Here is a 20,159-nt window from a genome sequence, read left to right on the forward strand (position 1 = left end):
CTCGTAACGCTGCTCGTTACAGTAAAGTGCAACCTTGGGGGGAGTTTGTCATCGAAGACGAACGTGTAATTACAGGCCAAAACCCTACCAGTGCCCATGCGGTTGGTGTAGCAATAGTGCAACAGCTAGGTAAATAAAAGAGTAAATGTGGGTAACGGAAAAGCATCTTCGTTACCCACAAACGTAATAGAAACATAAATTTAAGTGTAGACATGTGGAAAATCTGAAATCAAGCTGTGGGGTGTTTGGCTGAAACACTAGTTGAAACACTAGTTGAAACACTAAGAATACCCAAAGCACAGCTTAAAACTCTTCTCGCAACGCTCGCCTAGATGCCTTATCAACCAATGAGAACAGCGTATCTACTTCACTTTTTTTGGTTGATACCTGATGGCCAAACACTTTAACTAAGGTGTATTTTATGCCCGAGGTTAAGCGGTAAAACGCTTGGTACAGCTCGTAATTATTGAGCCTCTTATTTTTACTCGAAAAATAATTATTCTGTTCAAGGGCACTTTGCCTGCCAGGCAAACCAATAATATTTTGGGAATCGGTGTAAATGCACAAACTGATATCCCTTGCCTCAGCTACAGTAATGATGTCATCCAGTGCCCACAACAGGGTTTGTAATTCTAACTTAGTCGAACTCGTGTTTTCAAAACGTTTGATTTTCACCTTTTCTTGAAGGCTGTCTATAGACTGACTCTGTTTTGATACTATCAGATAAGCGCCATAACCCACCTTTAATTGCGTATTCACACTACCGTCTGTGAAAACCTCTAAGTGAAGCATTATTGACTCGCTCAAAATACAGTGATGGTTGAATTTTATAGCATATTGCGCACCCAATGGGGCTAAAAGTGCGAGTCAAAACAGGCTAAAATCTAAAGTGGACGTATTTAGTTTGGTGAATAACGCGGTGGGGCTAAGCCGGATATTGACTCGACACAGTCACAACAGGCACGCATTAATCTCAATGTCGCTTTTTCTGTTTCCACGTGCCGCCATATTGGTAATGAGGCTGACTTTTAACTTTTTTTTGACAGTTTAAACAAACAAAAACCCAAGGGCCTGGTTGCTGCAATCGGATCCGATACAATACTGATTCAGGTTCTGCACAGTCATCGCAGTGTTTCAGTTCCCGGTCTCTTTGTGATTTTCCCATCAATTTACGTTATAACAATTTAGCTAAAACGACAGCATAATGTGATCCAGTTGCAACCAGTTTGCCCCAAATCCGCATCATAAAATGAGGTTCGTTTTTCATCTCTTTCAGCGCTTCGTCTCTGTGGGCTTGCTCATCTGCATTACACGCTTCCATCATTTTTATGATGTCGGTCTTATCAAGAAATTCAAGCTTTGACAGAGTATTGATTTGTTGTCTGTAATGAACGTCAACAAATGACTCTACTTGGTAAATCGTGTAATAAACCCAGTTTTTCCCGAGCATCATCGACAATGCCCCCATCATGAACCCAGCAAAGATCCAAATAACAAGCAAAGCACTGCCTCTAAACCGATGAATAAGGTTTTCAAATTGAACAAGATGGTCTTTCTCTGTCGCTAAATGATGTTGTGCAAACGTGTCAATATCGGAGTCACGTTTAATACGATTGACCAACAATATACCGCGATATATCCAAACTGCACCCGTTTCTCCGGCATGGCTTGCACGAAGTTCAGCACGAATAGAGGATGCGTATCGTATGTTATCCATTGTCCTTACCTCAGGCATCTTTATTGATACCTTGTTTAGGTACTTGTGCATTACCACTTTTATGAGACATGGTTGTCAAACCGACACCAAGAACGACTATCATTAATATTGCCAAACCGACCACTGTGTAAGCTACCCAAGGTGTACCCACACTCCCTCCCAAAATAAAATGTATACATAAATGAAGTTACGCCTTGTGAGGAAAGAGGATCATATCAAGGTGTGAGTTTATCGATTAAACCACAAGTCTGGTTAAGCCTTGCCGTTTGCCTTAAAACCATTGCAATAATGACCCTACATTAAAGACTAAGCGTTGTATTTTGAAAACACTGAGCGTTTAAAAATGACCTTCTGTTAAGTCAGGGGGGGGGTGAGAGTTAGGAAAAAGGAAAAAAAGGGGGGGGGGAAAGAAAAGAAAGGAAAGGAAAAGGTTAACAACACAACCTAATGCTTTTATCAAATACCCAGCCAACTATTGCATTACTTCACCCAATGTCCGGGCTCATTGGTGCGGTAACCCAATGCTGTATACGCTGCATCCACTAACATTTGACCACGATCATTCAACATTAAACCAGCCCCCATTTTAGTCATGGAATAACCGAACCCAAGATGACATTCAGGATCGGCAAAACCAATACTGCCACCTGCTCCAACGTGACCAAAAGCCTTATCTCCGATAATAGCAGTTTCCAAATCACCCGAACTGCGGTAACGATTATCCATTGACTTCATAAAACCCAGAGCAAAACGCGTGGGGATCAACAAAGTTGCATCTTCCATTGTCGCCATAGAAACCGCACTCATCTTAGCGATATGATCACTTGATAGTAGAGTGACACCATTTAAGCTGCCTCCATTGGCTAAAGGTGCAAACAATCCTGCGAGTGCGCGAGCGTTGGCAATCCCCCCACCACCACCTATTTCTGCGGCATGCGCCTCACGGCAGTTGGGTTGAAAGTTACCGGAATTGAGAAAACATAAATGTTGAATAGAAGCCGGTTTAGTCATTATATGGGTTATAAAATCTGTGGGTTTATCCTCAGCACTCGGCGTGTAAGGGAGCATGCGTGCGGTGCGTTCCTCATGCTCTTCAGGCAAACCAATCCAATAATCGAGTCCCAAGGGCTCAGCAAAATTTTCTTTAAAATAACGACCCAGTGACATTCCCGACACACGCCGAACAAGCTCCCCAACAGTCCAACCGAAGGACATCAGGTGGTATCCATTACGCGTACCTGGGTCCCAAAAAGGTGCTTCTGCAGATAAGCGCTCAATCATGTAGTCCCAATCATAATAGCCCCCCTCTTTGATTGGCTCGTGAAATGCGGGCAACCCAGCAGAATGGTTTAGCATCATCCTCACAGTCACATTCTGTTTACCATTTTGAGCAAATTCTGGCCAGTACTGGCTTACGTATGCGTCAAGTTCCATTTTACCTTGATCGATAAGCCTATGGGCACACAGTGCGGTAGCGGCTTTCGTGCAAGAAAAAACCAGTGATAGGGTATCTTTCGCCCAAGGCGTTTTTGTATCTGGCTCGCTATATCCCCCCCACAAATCCACTAATGTCTCACCTTCAACATTAAGAGACACCGATGCGCCTATTTCTCCACGCACTTCAAAATTTTTCACAAATTCTTCAGCGACATGATGGAATTTCGGATCGCAAAATCCACTCACCCGACCTGATTTAGTCTTCACGTCTATTTTTGACATACACTTCTCATTTACGTTAACGAGTTAATCTTAACAGGTATTGAGACAGAGTAATCGCTATCCCAAGCCTAAGCAATCAGCAATATCCGGCTTTTCTGGGCGGTAAAAATGACCTTAATCAACTCCAACATTTATTCCATCTTTACCCTTTGATTAAAAAACCAGAATAAGATTGATTAATTAGTATGCGATTTCTAATTTTCATCCGTAATATATATTTCATCGAAAGCAGAGACTTAATTTTAAACATCCACGGAGTAAATATTATGAACAATATCGACATGATCAAAGAAAAAGCCGCCTCAGCAGAAGAAATGGCGCGTAAAGTATGGTTAGCGGGTCTTGGCGCATACGGTAAAGGCTACGAAGAAGTGAAAGGCCGTTTTGAAACATTGTCTACTGACTCAAACAAGTTGTTTGATGAGTTAGTTGTTAAAGGTGAAAAACTTGAAACAGAAGGCAAAGATAAAGTTAAAGACGTGCAAACCAAAGTAGCGGCTAAAACTGAAATCGAAACTCGCATCGAAACCGTTCGCACTAAGCTTGGTCTTAACAATATTGACACTGACAAAAAAATTGCAGACTTAAGTGACAAAATTGACGCATTAACGGCTGCTGTTGCTAAATTAGCGACGAAACCAGCAGTGAAAAAAGCGTAATTTCACTCTAATTTGAAAAAAGAGAGCACTCAGGCTCTCTTTTTTATAAGCAATAGACACTATTTCACTGACAGCCCAATAGTCTATTTCAGTCAGTTTACGTCGACCATTACATCATCTACATCAGCCTTATTAGCGTCAGGTTACAGCCATGTTTGCGTCAGGTTAGCGCCATAGTCACGCTCATCGAATACATATCCCTCAGAATAAACCGTCAATCATACACACATACATTACTTACTTAATTTCTCACACCCATTCTATGTTTACCCTTGACATGCTCACATGCTCACATGCTTACATGCTTACATGCTCACAACTAAAATATATCTTTCTGGGTGATGGAAGTACGTGAAGTGAAGGTAAGTGAAAGTAAAAAGACATACATTATTGTTCTTATTTGAGGCTTTAAGAGGTTATTGACGCTTCAATCTTATGACTTTTGGGCTCTGTCATCTTTTATTCACAGCACTTATAACCAAGATATAGCCGTTGTTGTGATTTATCCTTTTGGTTTGTGTATAAAACTAAGTAGGAACGCAACAGATGACATGTCCGGTACACGCAGCGCGATATTTTTTTAAAAAGTATCGTTTGGCAAAAAAGCTCAAGATAATCACTATTGGATCAACTTATGACAATCAAAGAACAGCAGCCCAGCGCATCAAACAATATCAGACTCCATAAAGTCCGCGCGCATCTCAACAGCATTGGGCTCAACAACATCAGCAACATTGTCCATAATCCAAGTTATGACACATTGTTCGCCGCCGAAACTGATGAAGCCTTAACGGGTTATGAAAAAGGAACAGTAACAGATTCAGGGGCAGTCAATGTCGATACCGGAATATATACAGGGCGTTCGCCCAAAGATAAGTTTTTAGTAAAAGATGATACCACCAAGGATACTGTTTGGTGGAGAACCGCTGACAATAACAACGATAACAAGCCCATTTCCTTAGACACTTGGCAAGCATTAAAAAAAGTCAGTCAACAACAACTTTCAGATAGCGATCTGTATGTGGTGGATGCCATTTGTGGTGCAAATTCGAATACCGCACTTAATGTCAGGTTTGTTATGCAAGTTGCTTGGCAAGCACACTTTGTCAAAAATATGTTTATTCGTCCTACAGAGGAGCAGCTTGATAATTTTGAGCCTGATTTTGTGGTGATGAATGCTTCAAAAACATCCAATCCACATTTTGAAAAACACGGCACCCATTCTGAAACCTTTGTCGCATTTAACTTAACTGAAAAAATGCAATTGATAGGGGGGACTTGGTATGGCGGTGAAATGAAAAAAGGTATGTTCTCAATGATGAACTATTTTCTTCCTCTGCAAGGCATAGCGTCGATGCATTGCTCGGCCAATGTCGGTAAAGATAATGATACCGCTATATTTTTTGGTTTATCAGGGACCGGAAAAACCACATTATCAGCTGATCCACAACGAGCATTAATTGGTGATGATGAACATGGCTGGGACGATGAGGGGATCTTTAATTTCGAGGGGGGATGTTATGCCAAAACAATTGACTTAGATGCCAATAAAGAGCCAGAAATTCATAATGCCATTAGACGTAACGCCTTATTAGAAAATGTTGTGGTAAAGGGCAATATACCTGACTACTTTGATAACGCTAAAACAGAAAACACCCGAGTCTCATACCCAATTGAACATATTGACAACCGCGTATTAGGCGTTAGCAAGTCGGGACATGCTAAAAAAGTCATTTTCTTAACTGCTGATGCCTTTGGTGTGTTTCCTCCAGTATCACGTTTAACCAGTGAACAAGCTAAGTATCATTACTTGTCAGGTTTCACTGCCAAACTGGCAGGCACTGAGCGTGGTGTTAATCATCCTACGCCTACGTTCTCATCTTGTTTTGGACAGGCTTTCCTGAGCTTACATCCCACACAATATGCCGAAGTACTCGAGCAAAGAATGTCTAATGCAGGTGCCAGTGCATACATAGTCAACACGGGATGGAATGGCACGGGTAAACGTATTAGCTTAGCGGCAACACGGGCGATCATTAACGCCATATTAAGTGGTGAAGTAGAAGATTCTGAGTGTGAAAACCTTCCCTATTTTAACCTTGCTTTCCCAACAACATTATCGGGCGTAGAGAGTCACATTCTCGATCCACGAAATACATATTCAAGCGAAGCTGAATGGGAAAAAGAAGCACAACAATTAGCCACACTCTTTATCGACAACTTTACTAAGTTTACTGATAACGAAGAAGGCAAAGCCCTGACCTTAGCAGGTCCTCATATATAAAATAGTTGACTGCAGAAGCGAACCACGCACTAAGCAAATGATTGCCTGTCCCTAAATCAATCAGCACAACTATTATTGAATCCATGATCCTTAATTAAGCGGCTTTAAATCTCCCTGAGGGGGTAATAACTTATGGCGATTGGTATTACAATGATTGAAAATATGTAGTCCAAAATTTAGACTGATGCAGTAAACGACAGCAAGCCCAATTCAGATTAAAACCTAAAAACACGGGGTAACTGGAAATGTTATCGGCCCGAACGCAAGGCTTGTAGACTCAGGCCTTGCATTCGAATGACCAATACTGATTAGAGTATTTAGGGGTAAAATTACACCATGAATGTCATTGGTTAGACTAACGATATTCAATCAACTGTAAATAATTTGGCGCGCACTGTAGCTCGGTACTCACGAGGCGACGTTGACAGCATTTTCATAAACAAAGCAGTAAAATATCCCACATCCTGATAGCCAATTTTATCTGCCACTTCACTCACGTTCAGATTACTGGTTTGCAATAAATCCTTTGCGATTTCAATACGTACTCCCTGTAAATACTGCAGTGGCGATTGCCCAGTGGCATTTTTAAAACGACGGTTAAAGGTGCGTACACTCATCTCAAAACGACTTGCTACTTCGCTTATCTTAACCTGTCGATGGTAATTATCCTGCAACCAAATTTGCGCCTGCACAATATCCTCATCTGGATGCTGCTTGGTACTTCCTTCGTAATAACTGGTGTTTTCATAGGAACGGCGAATTTCGTGAGAAAAATTCCGTTCAACAAAACTGGCTATTGCTTGGCCATAAATACGTTTGACAAAATGCACAGTGAGATCAGCCATCGCATTCACGCTGGCACAGCAGTATAAGTTTCCAGCTTGAGTAATAAAATATTGGCGTTTCAATTTTACCCTCGGGTAATCTCTTTGAAACTGATCAAAATAATGCCAGTGGGTGGTGGCAGGTTTATCGTTTAGTAAACCAGCCTCTGCTAAAAAACAAGTTCCCGTGCCTACTGCACAAATCATGGCACCATTTTCATAAGCCTTACGCAGCCAACCTAAAATTTCGGGATGTTTTTTTACAACAGGTCGCGGGTTTCGCCACAGTGCTGGTAAATAAATAATATCACTGTTACCTGCCTCTTCAAGCAAAATATCAGGCAACAGTGGGAAGCCAACACTGGTTTTCATTGGCAGTTTGTTTATCGCCGTGGTTTGAATGATAACCGGCTCAACATTGCGCCCCCCCCTACCACGAGCGGCACTTTCGGCGGCGCGTAACATTTCAAAAGGCAAGGTGGCACTGGTCGCCAACATATTATCGCAGAGTAAAAAGGTAATTTTATGCACGAGTCGACTTTGTTATGTTTAACCGGTAATTTCACAATAATACTGCTTACTTGTCTAAAATACCATGAATTATGGCCAATATAACCCTCCCAGATAACTCACCAAGGCAATATACTGCCTTCAATCAAAACATTGGGTGTTTTACGTATGTCTTCATTACCTGTCATCGTTGGATTTGGTGGTTTTAATGCCGCTGGTCGCAGTTCATCTCACCACGCTTACAAACGCATGGTCATAGAAAGTTTACCTGCCAGTGAACGCCAAGACACCTTACTTGGGTTGGCTACCATGATGAAACTCGTGCGTTTTGAAAACGACAGTTATAAAGATATAAACGAGCAGTCTTTCACTGCACAAGCAGTGGTTGAGCACTTTTCCGAGCAAATTTTGCGTTCCACACTTATTCGCAAAATCGAAAAGAGTCACTTTGATGTGGATGCGGTGCATTGGCAGAAAAATATCACTATGCGTTCGTCTGACAAGCAAGGAATTTGTTTTGAATTAAGTCGTAAACAATTACCCAAGCCTTTGCCCACAAGCTGGCACATAAGTGATATCGATAAAGAAAATGTTAAAATTGAAATTATTGGTGATGTTGAATTTAAGACTGACAGTTATCGTGAATGTCCGGTCAAGGTCGCGGGACAATTACCTTCTGGATTTAACCCTAGCGATCACTACAATGCGCGCTTTCATCCCCGCGCCTTACAAATGGCAATCATGGGTGCATCAGACGCCATTCGTTCATTAGGCATTGACTGGAAAACAGTAGTCGATGCTGTCAAGCCAGATGAAATAGGAGTATACGCCAGTAATGCCATGTCGCAACTTGATGAGAACGGCTTTGGTGGCATGCTCCAATCCCGCCTAAAGGGTGGACGAGTCAGCACCAAGCAATGTCCCTTAGGTCTCAATACTATGCCTGCTGATTTTGTGAATGCCTATGTACTAGGCAGCGTAGGCCACACTAGTGCCATTGTGGGAGCCTGTGCCAGCTTTTTGTATAATCTTAAAGCGGCGATTGAAGATATCAATACTGGCAAACGCAGGGTGGCAGTGGTGGGCAATGCTGAAGCACCAATATTACCAGAGATAATTGATGGTTATGCCACCATGGGCGCATTGGCCAGCGAAGACAATTTAAAACGTTTAGACCAAACTGAAACCGTTGACCATCGCCGATCCAGTCGTCCTTTTGGAGACAACTGTGGTTTTACCATCGCAGAATCAACCCAATATGTGGTGTTAATGGACGATGCATTAGCCTTAGAGCTAGGGGCTGACATTCATGGCGCAGTCAGCGATGTATTTATTAATGCGGATGGTTATAAAAAATCCATATCCGCCCCCGGCCCTGGTAACTACATTACAATGGCTAAAGCGGTGTCTGCCGCTCGCGCGATTGTGGGAGACGAGTCAGTTCGCAAGCGGTCTTTTATTCAAGCCCATGGTTCAAGTACCCCAGCCAACCGTGTCACTGAGTCTCGCATTTTTCATGAAATAGCAAAGGTATTTGATATAAAAGATTGGCCTGTCACGGCGCCAAAAGCTTATTTGGGTCATCCCTTGTCCCCCGCCAGTGCAGAACAACTGATGGTAAGTCTGGGCGTGTTTAAACACGGCTTAATTCCAGGCATTAAAACCATCGATAAAGTGGCAGACGATGTGTTTGATGAACGACTCAACATTTCAATAACAGATATTAATAAAGGTGCTGGGAATATTGACGTAGCGTTTCTCAATTCCAAAGGATTTGGCGGTAACAACGCCACCGCCAGTGTGTTGTCACCGCAAGTGGTCAATACTATGCTAAGCAAACGATACAGCACTGAAGAAATGACAGCTTATGAGTCAAAACGTGAGCAAGTGCGACATAAAGCGAGCGCCTACGACGTCGCCGCCACCCAAGGTAACTTTGACACTATTTATCATTTTGGTCAGGATCTTATCGATGAAAACGACATTCATATGACCGATGAAAAAATGCATATCCCCGGATTCGCTAACCCTATCGACTTAAAGATGAAAAACCGTTTTAAAGACATGATGTAACAGGTGAGCTCGGTCAATTAAAGACACTGAATGTGAAACAGAGGCGCAGATTAGGCAGATACCTGCTGGTAATGATCAGTACAGATTCACTGACCTTGCAGGTATACGCCTGGTATTATGTAACATGCAGCAACAATAACTATAGATAACCAGTATCGAATCAATATTGCGTTGCTCTAAATAACCGCGTTTAGATGCACTGCACTATATTTCTTATCTTTCTTATCTTTCCTATGCGTCCTATACGTCCTATATTTCCAGCGCCTCATTAGGTCTTTAACTGTCCTCGTGCAAAGACTCATAAATGGCTTGGATTTCTTCTGCTCGCATGAACAATTTATTTTCTGCATAACGCATGCTTGGCAGCTCACAAAGCTCAGTCAATTTCGCGATAGCGGTTTCTTGTACTTTGCCTGCTTCAACCGCTTCGTCCAACATGCCAATTTTAGCGGCTTGCAAAGCGGAGTAACCCTGTGATTGAACGATAGCCCGTATGTGATACATCGGATCGATGTGGGTTTTCGCCAGTATTCTCAAGGTTGAGTTGAAAGGCATATCAATTGCCGTTTCAGGCAGTTTAAGGACGTATTCGCCCAATGCACCTATACGGTAATCACATGCCAGTAAAAGAAACACGCCCATCCCTATAGCATGGCCTTCACAGGCTGCCACCACTGGTTGTGGGTGTGAATAGATTTTTTCTAGTAACAGCATACCGGCAGAAATCATCTTTTGGGCTGCTTCTGGGCCAGTCGCCATAACCTTCAGATCGAACCCCGCAGAGAATATGCCTACGTGCCCTGTAATTAGCACACCTTTGCCTTCTGTTTTAGCACGGTCTAGGTTAGCCATAAATTCTTGGGCAAGGTCGAAAGACACGGCGTTAGCTTTGCCATTGTCTAGTGAAATTTTGGCGATACCGCCTTCAAGTAGTTCATATTTCATGATATTTCTATTTCCTCGACTTTGTTTTGAATTTTTATTTGGTACGAATACTACCTGCTTTTTAGTCAAAAAGGGGCCTTGGTTAGGTAAAAAAAATCCTGTGGCCCAGTTCTGTTTGTTGACTCATTATGCTGAGATTACAGCATCATCTAGCAGGGACGAAACAACGTTAAATTTATCGATTGGGTGTCAACTTACATTATGTCACTAGCTTGTACGTCAATAATGAAATAATGGTTTGAGATAAAACATAAACCGCGAGGTGCCAACGTAAGCGACATGGAAAATCTTCCCTATGGCGTTGACGAATTAAAATATTCTCCAGACACCTCAGGTATCAAGTGATGAATGCGCTGAGAATACCGCACTAAAAAATGCTAGAGTAATTCGATTCGCCTAGTCAATAAGAACACAATGAAAATCTTTTTACCCTTTGCACCATATTTAACAGGCTGGTGCCTGTTGTTGCTCACATCTTCCCTGTATTCCATTAGCCTACTCAATGGTGGGCTTCAATTGGTTTTATTTCTTTTAGTGGTGTGTATACCCACCTGGCGCACGGGCCGAATGTCTTACGTAGATATTGGTTGGCCTTGGGGCTTAGTGTTAATTGGCATACTCACCTACCTATTTAGCGATGGTGATAGCCTGCGCAGTGCACTGGTCAGTATGGCTTACATTTTTGCTGGCGCAAGGATGGGCTTAGGTGCACTAAAAATGTGGAAATTAGGTTACCTGAAAAAAGAGTTCCCCCGTTATGAGTATCAAAAAATACGTTGGAAAAAAGCGGGCAAAACCAATGTTCGTTTAGCGATGCAGGTAGAAGCATTAGTGCAAGGCCTTGCCAATGCATCATTTTTGGCGATCCCCGCGTTTATTATCGCTTCCAACCCCAACCCAGAATTTTCTCTATTGGAAATAATAGGCCTGTTAGTGTGGATAAGTGCTTTTGTAATGGAGTCAGTTGCAGACGCACAAAAACTGAAATTTTTGAAGGATAAGCGCAAGGCTGGCGAAAAAAATCAAGTTTGTAATGTGGGACTTTGGCGGTTCACTAGGCACCCAAACTATTTTGCCGAATGGATGGTTTGGAATGGACTGGTGATTGCTGCTATCCCTTCTTGGATAGCATTATATGAGCGTGAGTCTTTGTTGATATGGGGACTGTTGGCCGTAGGGCTACTTTTTACATCCAGATTTATGTACACCACACTGGTTTATTACACAGGCGCGGTACCTGCAGAACATTACTCTGTTCTAAAACGCCCTGCTTATAAAGATTACCAGGCCAGTACCAATATATTTTTCCCCGGGAAGCCTAAACATAAAAAAGATTAGGCCTAACTGAGGTTAAGCCCCTAACTGAGGTTTAGCCCCTAACTGAGGTTTAGCCCCTGACTGAGGCTAAGCCCACTTAAACAAATGCAGGTAAAGGATGGTGCGCGACGAAAGTCACTACATACAGCCACGCAATGTCAAAATACCGGAAAAATCGCTGCAATTAGCTTAAATCTTGGGGGGAGCACGTTGCTCCCCCCGGATAAACATTTTGATAGTCTGTGTCAGAGTGGGCATGCTAGGATAAGCCGATGAAAGCACATGACATACTCACCAGACAAGAAATAATCCAACTGATGAACAAGAGTAATCTGCGTGCCACTGTGTTGCTTGTTAGCTGCTGGACAGGGGTGATAGCTGCCATGTTGGTTGTTGCGCTTTGGCCGAACATTGTCACCATCATCATTGCCCTGTTAATGATTGGTGGTCGGCAACTTAACTTTGCGATTTTAATGCATGATTGCGGCCATAACAGTCTTTTTAAATCATCCAAACTCAATCAATTTATCGGTACCTGGTTGCTGGCCGCCCCCATATTTTCAGATATGCAAACCTACTCTCGTCAACACACCACTCACCACAAAGACGTGGGTACTGATCAAGATCCTGACTTAGGTAACTACGCGGCTTATCCTATCAGCAAGGCGTCGTTAATGCGTAAAGTGTTACGGGATCTGAGCGGTTTAACCGCACTGAAGCTTTGGTTTTATATACTCAACACTCGGCATCCATCTCAAAAGAGCATGGTGAAAAATAGTGCCTTACTCAGAGGGTTAGCAGTCAACCTAGCGTTATTTTTATGCTGCTACGCGCTTAATGTTCCGTGGTTATATCTGATTTGGTTACTGGCTTATCATACGACATACTTTCTATTTCTTCGCATCCGCCATGTGGGTGAACATGCCGTTGTGCCCAACCCCAATAGTGGAAATATGTTTGAAAATACCCGTACTACTCTTTCAAGAGGGTGGGAGAGATTATTGGTCTGTCCAGTATACGTTAACTATCATATTGAACATCATTTATTGCCTTCAGTCCCCCCCTACAACTTGCCACTGATGCACAGTTGGCTGATAGCTAAAAAGGCTTATAAGAACACCCCTTTACCCTCAGGTTATATCGCGATGCTGCGAGGTGTAGTAAATTAACCTCAACATAAAAGGCCGCACTATTGGGTGACGCTGGCACTTTGTGTAGGGTATAACTGCCCATCGACTGTGTTACTCAAAGCCAATCTTAGGCTTACTCTGCTTATCATTTTAATTAAAGACAAAGGTATGTATGAACCCCAAAAAAGCGATGATCGAAAAAATAAACCTGCGTGGCCCAAAATTCATTGGCATGCTTGGTGGCCAGCTCGTAGATGTCGATACTGACAAAACAGCCTGTACCTTTGAATTTAATATCAGCAACGACTTCTGCCATTCAATTGACGTGGTTCAAGGTGGGTTTGTTACCGCCATGCTTGATGCAGCCATGAGCCATGCTATTTTTATCTGCGACCAAGCAGTTTTAAATGTCTCATCCCTTGAAATAAAAACCACTTACCTTGCACCAACACGTGCTGGAAAGCTCCGTGTTGAAGGCTGGGTAATTAAGCAAAGCTACAAAACAGCGTTTATGGAAGGTCACGTATATAACCAAGATAATGAGTTAACCGCGACGGCCAGCTCAGTTGCTAAACTACTGCGAGCACCTAAGCAATAATGAACGAAAGCGCACCAAGCCTTTTCAAATTCGTTGTGGCTTAAAACGGTCGTTAAAAACGATCCTAAACATTGAGTCAAATCAATAAAGTTTTAAAACTACCCGTTAGCATAGTATTCGTGAGCACATAATAAGGGGGGCATAGACTTTAAGTGGTAGCCCTTCCCCCCTAATTCACGTTATGCGACGCAGTCATACTTCACCAAATTGACAGTTTCACCGGATCTGTCCCTAAGGTTTAAGGAAACAAATTCCCTATCAACCGATACCGTGAAAGTAAAATACCAAAGCAAATTGATTTAAAATAAATACTGTATATAATTACAGTTAAATCATCTTTACAACCTGTCAAATCGAGGTGTCAAATGTCCAAAATTCTGACTTCAGAACCCGCTCATCTTACTCTTGAGCAGATTTACAGGGCTATTTTAGCTAAAGAGCGTGAACATGCCACTCAGCTTTATGCCCAATTAAAAGGCATTACTTTGGCCAGCGCAGGGCAAGCTATGGCTGTGCTTTATCGGGTATTCCATCTTGGATATGAGGATTGTCTTCACAATATCAGTATCGATGATATGCCTGGGTTTGAGAATAATGTGCATATAGATGTGTGGCGAGCTGGATTTGGGTATGCCCTTAAATTACCCACATTCAGGGCAAACAGTGAGACCGAACATAAAACAATTTGACGATAATGTGTGTCGTGTTAATGAACTCTGATTTGTAAAATAAACCTGATAATTGACATAGCCACCTTTTTATCTTCAACTAACTCGCCATTAATGCTTTCACATTCTCGGATGTTTTCTTATTTCATTTAGGCATTTTATTGAAAGTGCCATACCTTCATTTAAGGCGCGCATTCATTGTGCAATGTCATTTTTTTTTGCACATTTTAAGAGCAACGAAAATTCACTTCAATACCGTATCACTCCCCATGAAAACCCATTAATTTCAAATAAATTACATATTTATCAGTTAATTAACTAAGCCCCCCAAATCTTGTCTAAATGGTCAATAAATTGGCATCTTTCCTGCTATTTATTAACTACGCACGACTCATAAAGCCTGCATTTACAATTAAATACAGACAATCAAAATGGCAAACACCTATCACCACAATTTTTTTAATTCATCCAGAGAGAGCAAAATGAACACAACAACCTTTAAATTGAAATATCTAGCAGTGGCCATTGCGGTGTCTAATATGGCAGCACTATCCGTCAATGCACAAGAGCGTGCTATCGAGAAAATCGTAGTGACAGCTGAAAAGCGTGGTGAAAGTTTGCAGGATTTATCCCAGGCCGTAACCGCTTTTACCGCGAAAGATCTCGATAATAAAAATATTTTATCTTTTGTCGATTTAAGTGCCATCGCCCCCGGTGTCACTGTGGCAAAAAATGAAGGGTTTAAAACGGTTATTTCGATCCGTGGCGTGGGCAATGAAGCGAACCAAAATGCCACAGCTAATCCATCGGTCTCGTATCATATTGACGGTATCTATATTGCCTCACCTTATGCGCTACAAACTGATTTTATTGATATTGAGCGCATAGAAATTTTGCGTGGTCCTCAGGGTACCTTGTTCGGACAAAATTCCACAGGTGGTGCCATCAATGTGATAAGCACAAAGCCCAGCTTTGATGATTTTGTGGGTAAAGCAGATGTAAGCTTGGGCACTGACAATTTAATCAAAGTGCGAGGCACTGTAAATGTACCTATCAGTGATGACCTAGCTATGCGCACCTCCTTCAGCAGGGCGACACAAGATGGATACACTCAAAATGTCTACAACGGTCCTAATGTGCTCAACCCAAGTGAAACATTCGTTGGCAAAGACATGGATAACATCGATAATTTATCGATGCGCACTGATTGGCTATGGAACGCAAGCGATACATTAAGTCTTCGATTCTTGGCTCAGTACTTTAGCGGAGACTCAAACGGAGCCGGTATCAAGGGAATTGACGACCCCACGCCAGGTGCACGAAATTTGTCACAAGATACCGATTCTGCATATGAGCTGGAGTCTCAAGTATACGGATTAATAGCAGAATGGGATGCTGGTTTTGCAGTCATAAAGTCACTAAGCAGCTATCAAAAAGACGACATTACTGTGGTACGTGATAATGACCGTCATTCCTTTGTTACCAATCCAGAGATCCAAATCAGTGTGTTTAATCCTGAAGTGAATATTCAAACTACTTTTACCCAAGAGCTGAACGTTATTTCTAACCAGCCTCTGTTTGGCAAGTTAGATTGGATAGTTGGCGCATTTTTCCTTGATACTGACATAGATATCACTATTCGGGAGGAGCTTGATGTGGGTCGCGATGGTGTGCTCGATGGCTATATCCCTTCATTTCCAGCCGTATTTGGCGGCGACCGAGGCTTTATTTCTGACTCCAACCCGCAGCGCGAATCGTTGTCTTTTTACGGTCAAACAACCTACCCAATATCAGAAACGGTACGTTTGATTACAGGTCTTCGCTACACTAAGGATGAAGTGGAAAGTACCGTTTCTAACTTTTTCGCCCCCTCGCCTTCCTTTATTAATCCAAAAACCGAAGATCTTACTGGCCGTATAGCGCTTGAATGGGATGCCGGCGATGACGCTATGACATATGCTTCATACACCCGTGGTTTAAAACCAGGGGGCAGTAACTTGACCTTTTCAGAAGGGGATGATGCACTAGTTCGTGCGGCATTCGAAGACGAAACGATCGACGCTTATGAGGTAGGTTTTAAAACAGAGTTTATGGACAGTAGAGTACGCACCAACGTTGCGGCTTTTTATTATGATTACACTAACTTACAATTTCAGGCCTCTGACTTTAACGAGTTTGGTAGTGGTGTATCGAATATCCCAGAATCTGAAATCTATGGAATAGAGCTTGAAATGACCGCACTCATTGGTGACAGATTTAGCCTAGATGTGAAACTAGCAAGCATGGAGTCAGAAGTGTCTGCAGATTATTTAGCCTTGGACAACCGACTACTGATTGAAGACGTCTTCCTTGCCGATGGTGTCACACCTGCCAAAGAAGAAATTCATGGAGCCAACCGAGACGTAGCTCGGTTTCTACAAAACTTGAGTGGAAATGAGTTGGCAAAAACGCCTAGTTTGACGGCTGATATTAGCTTGGGCTTTGAAGACCAGTTGAAAGACGGTGCCTATATTGGTGCTAGCTTACAGTATACCTTCCGCGGCGAGTTTGAGCAGCGGGTATTCAATAACCCAGAAGTGGATACGGTTGACTCCTATGACTTGATTAATCTATCAGTGTCTTATGATAATTCTGACGAGGTATGGGGCGTAGATTTAATTGCTTACAACATGTTGGACGAGGATGGCATCAACTCGGCTATGACTGATGTGTTTGGTGTGAACGAAACCGGCTTCCAATACGTGGCGCCACGTCAGTTAATAGCTCGCTTTAGATACAATTTCTAGAGCCGATTAGTATTACAAAAATATCAAAACTGTATGCCCAGATTTTTTTCTGGGCTTTTAATTATGCATTAACGTCAAAAGTTAGCAGTTAGCAATTAGCAATTAAAAGTTACGCATTGAAATCACAGCAGTGAGCAAGCATTGGCTTACGTGATAACAAATTTTGGGATGGAAACTTTTCTAAACGTGTTCCATTATATAACACCACAACAAAAGGTACGGGTTTATGAGCAGTGAAAGACCGTCGGAACTGATATATCAACTCGATGACAAACCACCCGTTTTAGAAGCATTTTTCGCAGCGATACAACATTTGCTCGCCTCTTTTGTTGGTATTGTCACTCCAACTCTTATAATCGGAAGCGTTCTAGGGCTGCAGGAACACATACCCTACCTAATCAGCATGGCCCTCATTGCATCGGGAATAGGCACTTTTATACAAGCCTATAAACCCTTTGGCATAGGCGCTGGCATGCTCTGTGTGCAAGGTACCAGTTTTGCTTTTTTAGGGGCGATATTAGGTGCCGGGTTTATTGCTCGTGACGCCGGAGGCGGGCCTGAGGAAATTATAGCGTTAATCACCAGCCTGTGTTTTGTGGGTGCTTTTGTACAAATAGGCCTCAGTCAATTTATCCCACGGTTACGTAAAATAGTCACGCCACTGGTGACAGGTATCGTGATCACCAGTATTGGCATTAGCCTGATCAAAGTAGGTATGACTGACTTGGCAGGTGGGGTGGGTAGCTCTGATTTTGGTAGTCCCGCGAATTTAATGCTGGGCTTTTTTGTGATTGCTGTGATCGTATTGATGAATATATCCAGCAACAACTGGGTTCGCCTGTCTTCCATTGTGGTCGGCCTTATTGCCGGTTTTGGGCTCGCAGCATTTACAGGTATGCTTGCCCCAGGTGATTTGCTGCCATCAGCAGCCATTAGCCTGCCTATTCCCTTCAAGTATGGTTTTAACTTTGAACTAGCTGCCTTTATTCCATTGGCGGTGATTTATATCATCAGTTCGGTAGAGACAACCGGTGATATTACTGCAAACTGTATTATTTCCGGCCAACCCATTACCGGAGAACGTTATATCCAAAGGATTAAGAGTGGGGTTCTTGGGGATGGCATCAATTCCATGATCGCCGCCGTGTTAAATTCATTTCCTAATACTACCTTTAGTCAGAACACTGGGGTGATCCAGCTCACGGGGATCGCCAGCAGACATATCGGCATGTACATCGCTGGGATTTTAGTCTTGCTTGGCCTATTCCAAGGTGTGGGTGATATGTTGCAACAAATACCCAAACCAGTGTTGGGGGGCGCCACCCTAGTTATGTTTGGCACAGTGGCGGCAGCGGGTATCAAAATATTGGCATCAGAATACATCGATCGCAGAAAGATGATTATTATTGCTGTTTCCCTTGGTCTTGGCTTGGGCTTAACACTGGTGCCTGATGTGTTTTCGAAAACACCCGAGCTGGTACAAAATATTTTTAGTTCAGCCGCAGCCACTGCTGGACTTTCGGCAATGTTATTAAGCTTGCTCTTGCCAGAATTGAAAGAGCAGCAAGAGTAGAAAGTACGAGAAGTACAGGAAGAGCGTGATTATATTTATCAGTATCAGGTCAGGTTTTATGGTTTATGAAAATTAATCATCCAACCGCAGACAAATATTGCAACTAGCCGCTATGCCCTCTTCCATAGTCATAAGGCGATCCACCTTTGGGAACCAATAGCCAACGTGGTCTAAACGATTGCCACCTTCAGGTGGCGTTCTAACAATAAGTGGATTTGTAATATAGCTATTTATGGGTTTACCCCCTCGCCTGAAGACACTTAACAGCTCGCCATTTTTAGTTTGCAATAAGCATCAATCGTGTGTTGTGCAGGGGTTCAACGGAGTAAGCCAAAGCCTCTCACGTTTCGAGCCAAATGTTGACCACTCATCAGATACGTTTGATTACACATTAGACGCCTATACGCCTGTGCTACTATCGAATCATTATTATTTTTACTTTTAAATAAGGCGCTGCCTTACCACGTAAAAATTTATAACGATCCCCATAAATAGGCCGACTAGGAAAGACAATGATAAGAAAAAGCGTGATATTTTTAGTGATGATCTTGGGTGCTTGTTTTATAAATAGCGCCTTGGCTGCTGATACTATGCCCGTTTTGCCTGAATACCAGTTTGTACCCAGCAAGACTGTGTTACAGGACATGAATGACAAGCGAAACGCGGCAATATTAAAGAATAAGCGCTTATTGGTGGTGTTTGGGGCACAGTGGTGCCATGACAGTCGCGGATTGTCACAGCGTTTTTCAACGCCAAAAATGCACGCAATATTACAACAGCAATATGAAACGGTATTTGTTGATGTTGGCTATTTTTCCACGGGGTTTGAGGCTATTAAGCAGCTTAACCAGACGATATTTTACGGTACACCTACTGTTTTAATCATCGACCCGAAGACAAATACTCTATTAAATCAGGCCTCAATCATGCATTGGACTAATGCTGATTCATTAGAGCTAGCCGAGTATCATGACTATTTCTCTCAAGACTTTGCACTGCCTTTTAAAGCAGGAATGGGCGATACGGCTTTATTGGCTTATTTAGAGAAAATACGTCAGTTTGAGAACAGACAAGCCACTCGATTATACCGAGCATATCAAATTATAGAGCCATTATTAAAACGCTATGAAGAAACGGATAACGGATCAACAGACGAGTTTAAACACATCTGGGGCGAAGTAAAAAGCTATAGAACAGCCATCCCAAGTGATATAGCAAAACTCATCGATGAGGCAAAAATCAAATCAACACAGGGTGATACAACGGCGCTGGCGTTTCCACAATATCCAGCATTCAGCTGGGAAGAATAACACGCAAACTATATTTGCAAACTATTGACTAAGACACTCATTTAAA

The 20,159-nt window shown here is 42.5% G+C and carries 16 protein-coding genes; 10 read left to right on the plus strand and 6 right to left on the minus strand.

Features of this window, described 5'->3' with window-relative positions; translation table 11 throughout:
- Positions 1–303: 303 nt before the first annotated feature.
- From Q0Y52_RS00725 to Q0Y52_RS00740, 4 genes are all read right to left on the minus strand, one after another.
- On the minus strand, positions 304–792 hold the full coding sequence (locus tag Q0Y52_RS00725) for a ribonuclease HI (protein ID WP_297816702.1): 489 nt from the start codon (positions 790–792) through the stop codon (positions 304–306).
- Between the two features lie 382 nt (positions 793–1,174).
- The gene (locus tag Q0Y52_RS00730) at positions 1,175–1,717 is read right to left on the minus strand and encodes a demethoxyubiquinone hydroxylase family protein (protein WP_297816704.1); all 543 of its coding nucleotides are present in this window, start codon (positions 1,715–1,717) and stop codon (positions 1,175–1,177) included.
- Between the two features lie 10 nt (positions 1,718–1,727).
- Complete coding sequence (locus Q0Y52_RS00735) at positions 1,728–1,868, minus strand: hypothetical protein (RefSeq protein WP_297816707.1); 141 nt, start codon at positions 1,866–1,868, stop codon at positions 1,728–1,730.
- 329 nt (positions 1,869–2,197) lie between these two features.
- Complete coding sequence (locus Q0Y52_RS00740) at positions 2,198–3,436, minus strand: serine hydrolase domain-containing protein (RefSeq protein ID WP_297816710.1); 1,239 nt, start codon at positions 3,434–3,436, stop codon at positions 2,198–2,200.
- Between the two features lie 266 nt (positions 3,437–3,702).
- Here Q0Y52_RS00740 and Q0Y52_RS00745 point away from each other — a divergent pair, with 266 nt between their 5' ends.
- A complete protein-coding gene (locus Q0Y52_RS00745; protein WP_271862133.1) occupies positions 3,703–4,095 on the plus strand; it encodes a phasin family protein in 393 nt (130 codons plus the stop codon).
- 634 nt (positions 4,096–4,729) lie between these two features.
- Positions 4,730–6,379, plus strand: a complete 1,650-nt coding sequence (gene pckA, locus Q0Y52_RS00750) for a phosphoenolpyruvate carboxykinase (ATP) (RefSeq protein ID WP_297816714.1) — start codon at positions 4,730–4,732, stop codon at positions 6,377–6,379.
- Positions 6,380–6,744: 365 nt separating this feature from the next.
- On the opposite strand, the gene Q0Y52_RS00755 is transcribed toward pckA, so the two are convergent.
- Positions 6,745–7,734, minus strand: a complete 990-nt coding sequence (locus Q0Y52_RS00755) for a helix-turn-helix domain-containing protein (protein WP_297816717.1) — start codon at positions 7,732–7,734, stop codon at positions 6,745–6,747.
- 147 nt (positions 7,735–7,881) lie between these two features.
- Between Q0Y52_RS00755 and Q0Y52_RS00760 the strand changes: the two genes are divergently transcribed.
- A complete protein-coding gene (locus tag Q0Y52_RS00760) occupies positions 7,882–9,786 on the plus strand; it encodes a beta-ketoacyl synthase (protein WP_297816720.1) in 1,905 nt (634 codons plus the stop codon).
- Between the two features lie 276 nt (positions 9,787–10,062).
- Here Q0Y52_RS00760 and Q0Y52_RS00765 read toward each other — a convergent pair whose 3' ends face one another.
- Positions 10,063–10,800, minus strand: coding sequence for a crotonase/enoyl-CoA hydratase family protein (locus Q0Y52_RS00765; protein WP_297816722.1), 738 nt, complete (start codon positions 10,798–10,800; stop codon positions 10,063–10,065).
- A gap of 345 nt (positions 10,801–11,145) precedes the next feature.
- On the opposite strand from Q0Y52_RS00765, the gene Q0Y52_RS00770 reads away from it, so the two are divergent.
- The 7 genes from Q0Y52_RS00770 (at position 11,146) to Q0Y52_RS00800 (ending at position 20,113) form a co-directional block, all read left to right on the plus strand.
- Complete coding sequence (locus Q0Y52_RS00770) at positions 11,146–12,069, plus strand: DUF1295 domain-containing protein (protein ID WP_297816725.1); 924 nt, start codon at positions 11,146–11,148, stop codon at positions 12,067–12,069.
- A 251-nt stretch (positions 12,070–12,320) separates the two neighbouring features.
- Positions 12,321–13,217: a fatty acid desaturase family protein gene (locus tag Q0Y52_RS00775; protein ID WP_297816727.1), complete on the plus strand. Its 897-nt coding sequence runs from the start codon at positions 12,321–12,323 to the stop codon at positions 13,215–13,217.
- A gap of 133 nt (positions 13,218–13,350) precedes the next feature.
- Positions 13,351–13,776, plus strand: coding sequence for a PaaI family thioesterase (locus tag Q0Y52_RS00780; RefSeq protein ID WP_297816730.1), 426 nt, complete (start codon positions 13,351–13,353; stop codon positions 13,774–13,776).
- Between the two features lie 365 nt (positions 13,777–14,141).
- Entirely contained in the window at positions 14,142–14,465 is a 324-nt protein-coding gene (locus tag Q0Y52_RS00785; RefSeq protein ID WP_297816733.1) for a hypothetical protein, read from the plus strand.
- 461 nt (positions 14,466–14,926) lie between these two features.
- Positions 14,927–17,230, plus strand: coding sequence for a TonB-dependent receptor (locus Q0Y52_RS00790; protein ID WP_297816736.1), 2,304 nt, complete (start codon positions 14,927–14,929; stop codon positions 17,228–17,230).
- A 226-nt stretch (positions 17,231–17,456) separates the two neighbouring features.
- A complete protein-coding gene (locus Q0Y52_RS00795) occupies positions 17,457–18,803 on the plus strand; it encodes a nucleobase:cation symporter-2 family protein (protein ID WP_297816740.1) in 1,347 nt (448 codons plus the stop codon).
- Positions 18,804–19,315: 512 nt separating this feature from the next.
- Positions 19,316–20,113 (plus strand): thioredoxin family protein, encoded by a 798-nt coding sequence (locus tag Q0Y52_RS00800; protein ID WP_297816742.1) that lies wholly within the window; start codon positions 19,316–19,318, stop codon positions 20,111–20,113.
- Positions 20,114–20,159 lie beyond the last annotated feature (46 nt).

The organism is uncultured Paraglaciecola sp., assembly GCF_943787955.1.
Taxonomy (GTDB): domain Bacteria; phylum Pseudomonadota; class Gammaproteobacteria; order Enterobacterales; family Alteromonadaceae; genus Paraglaciecola.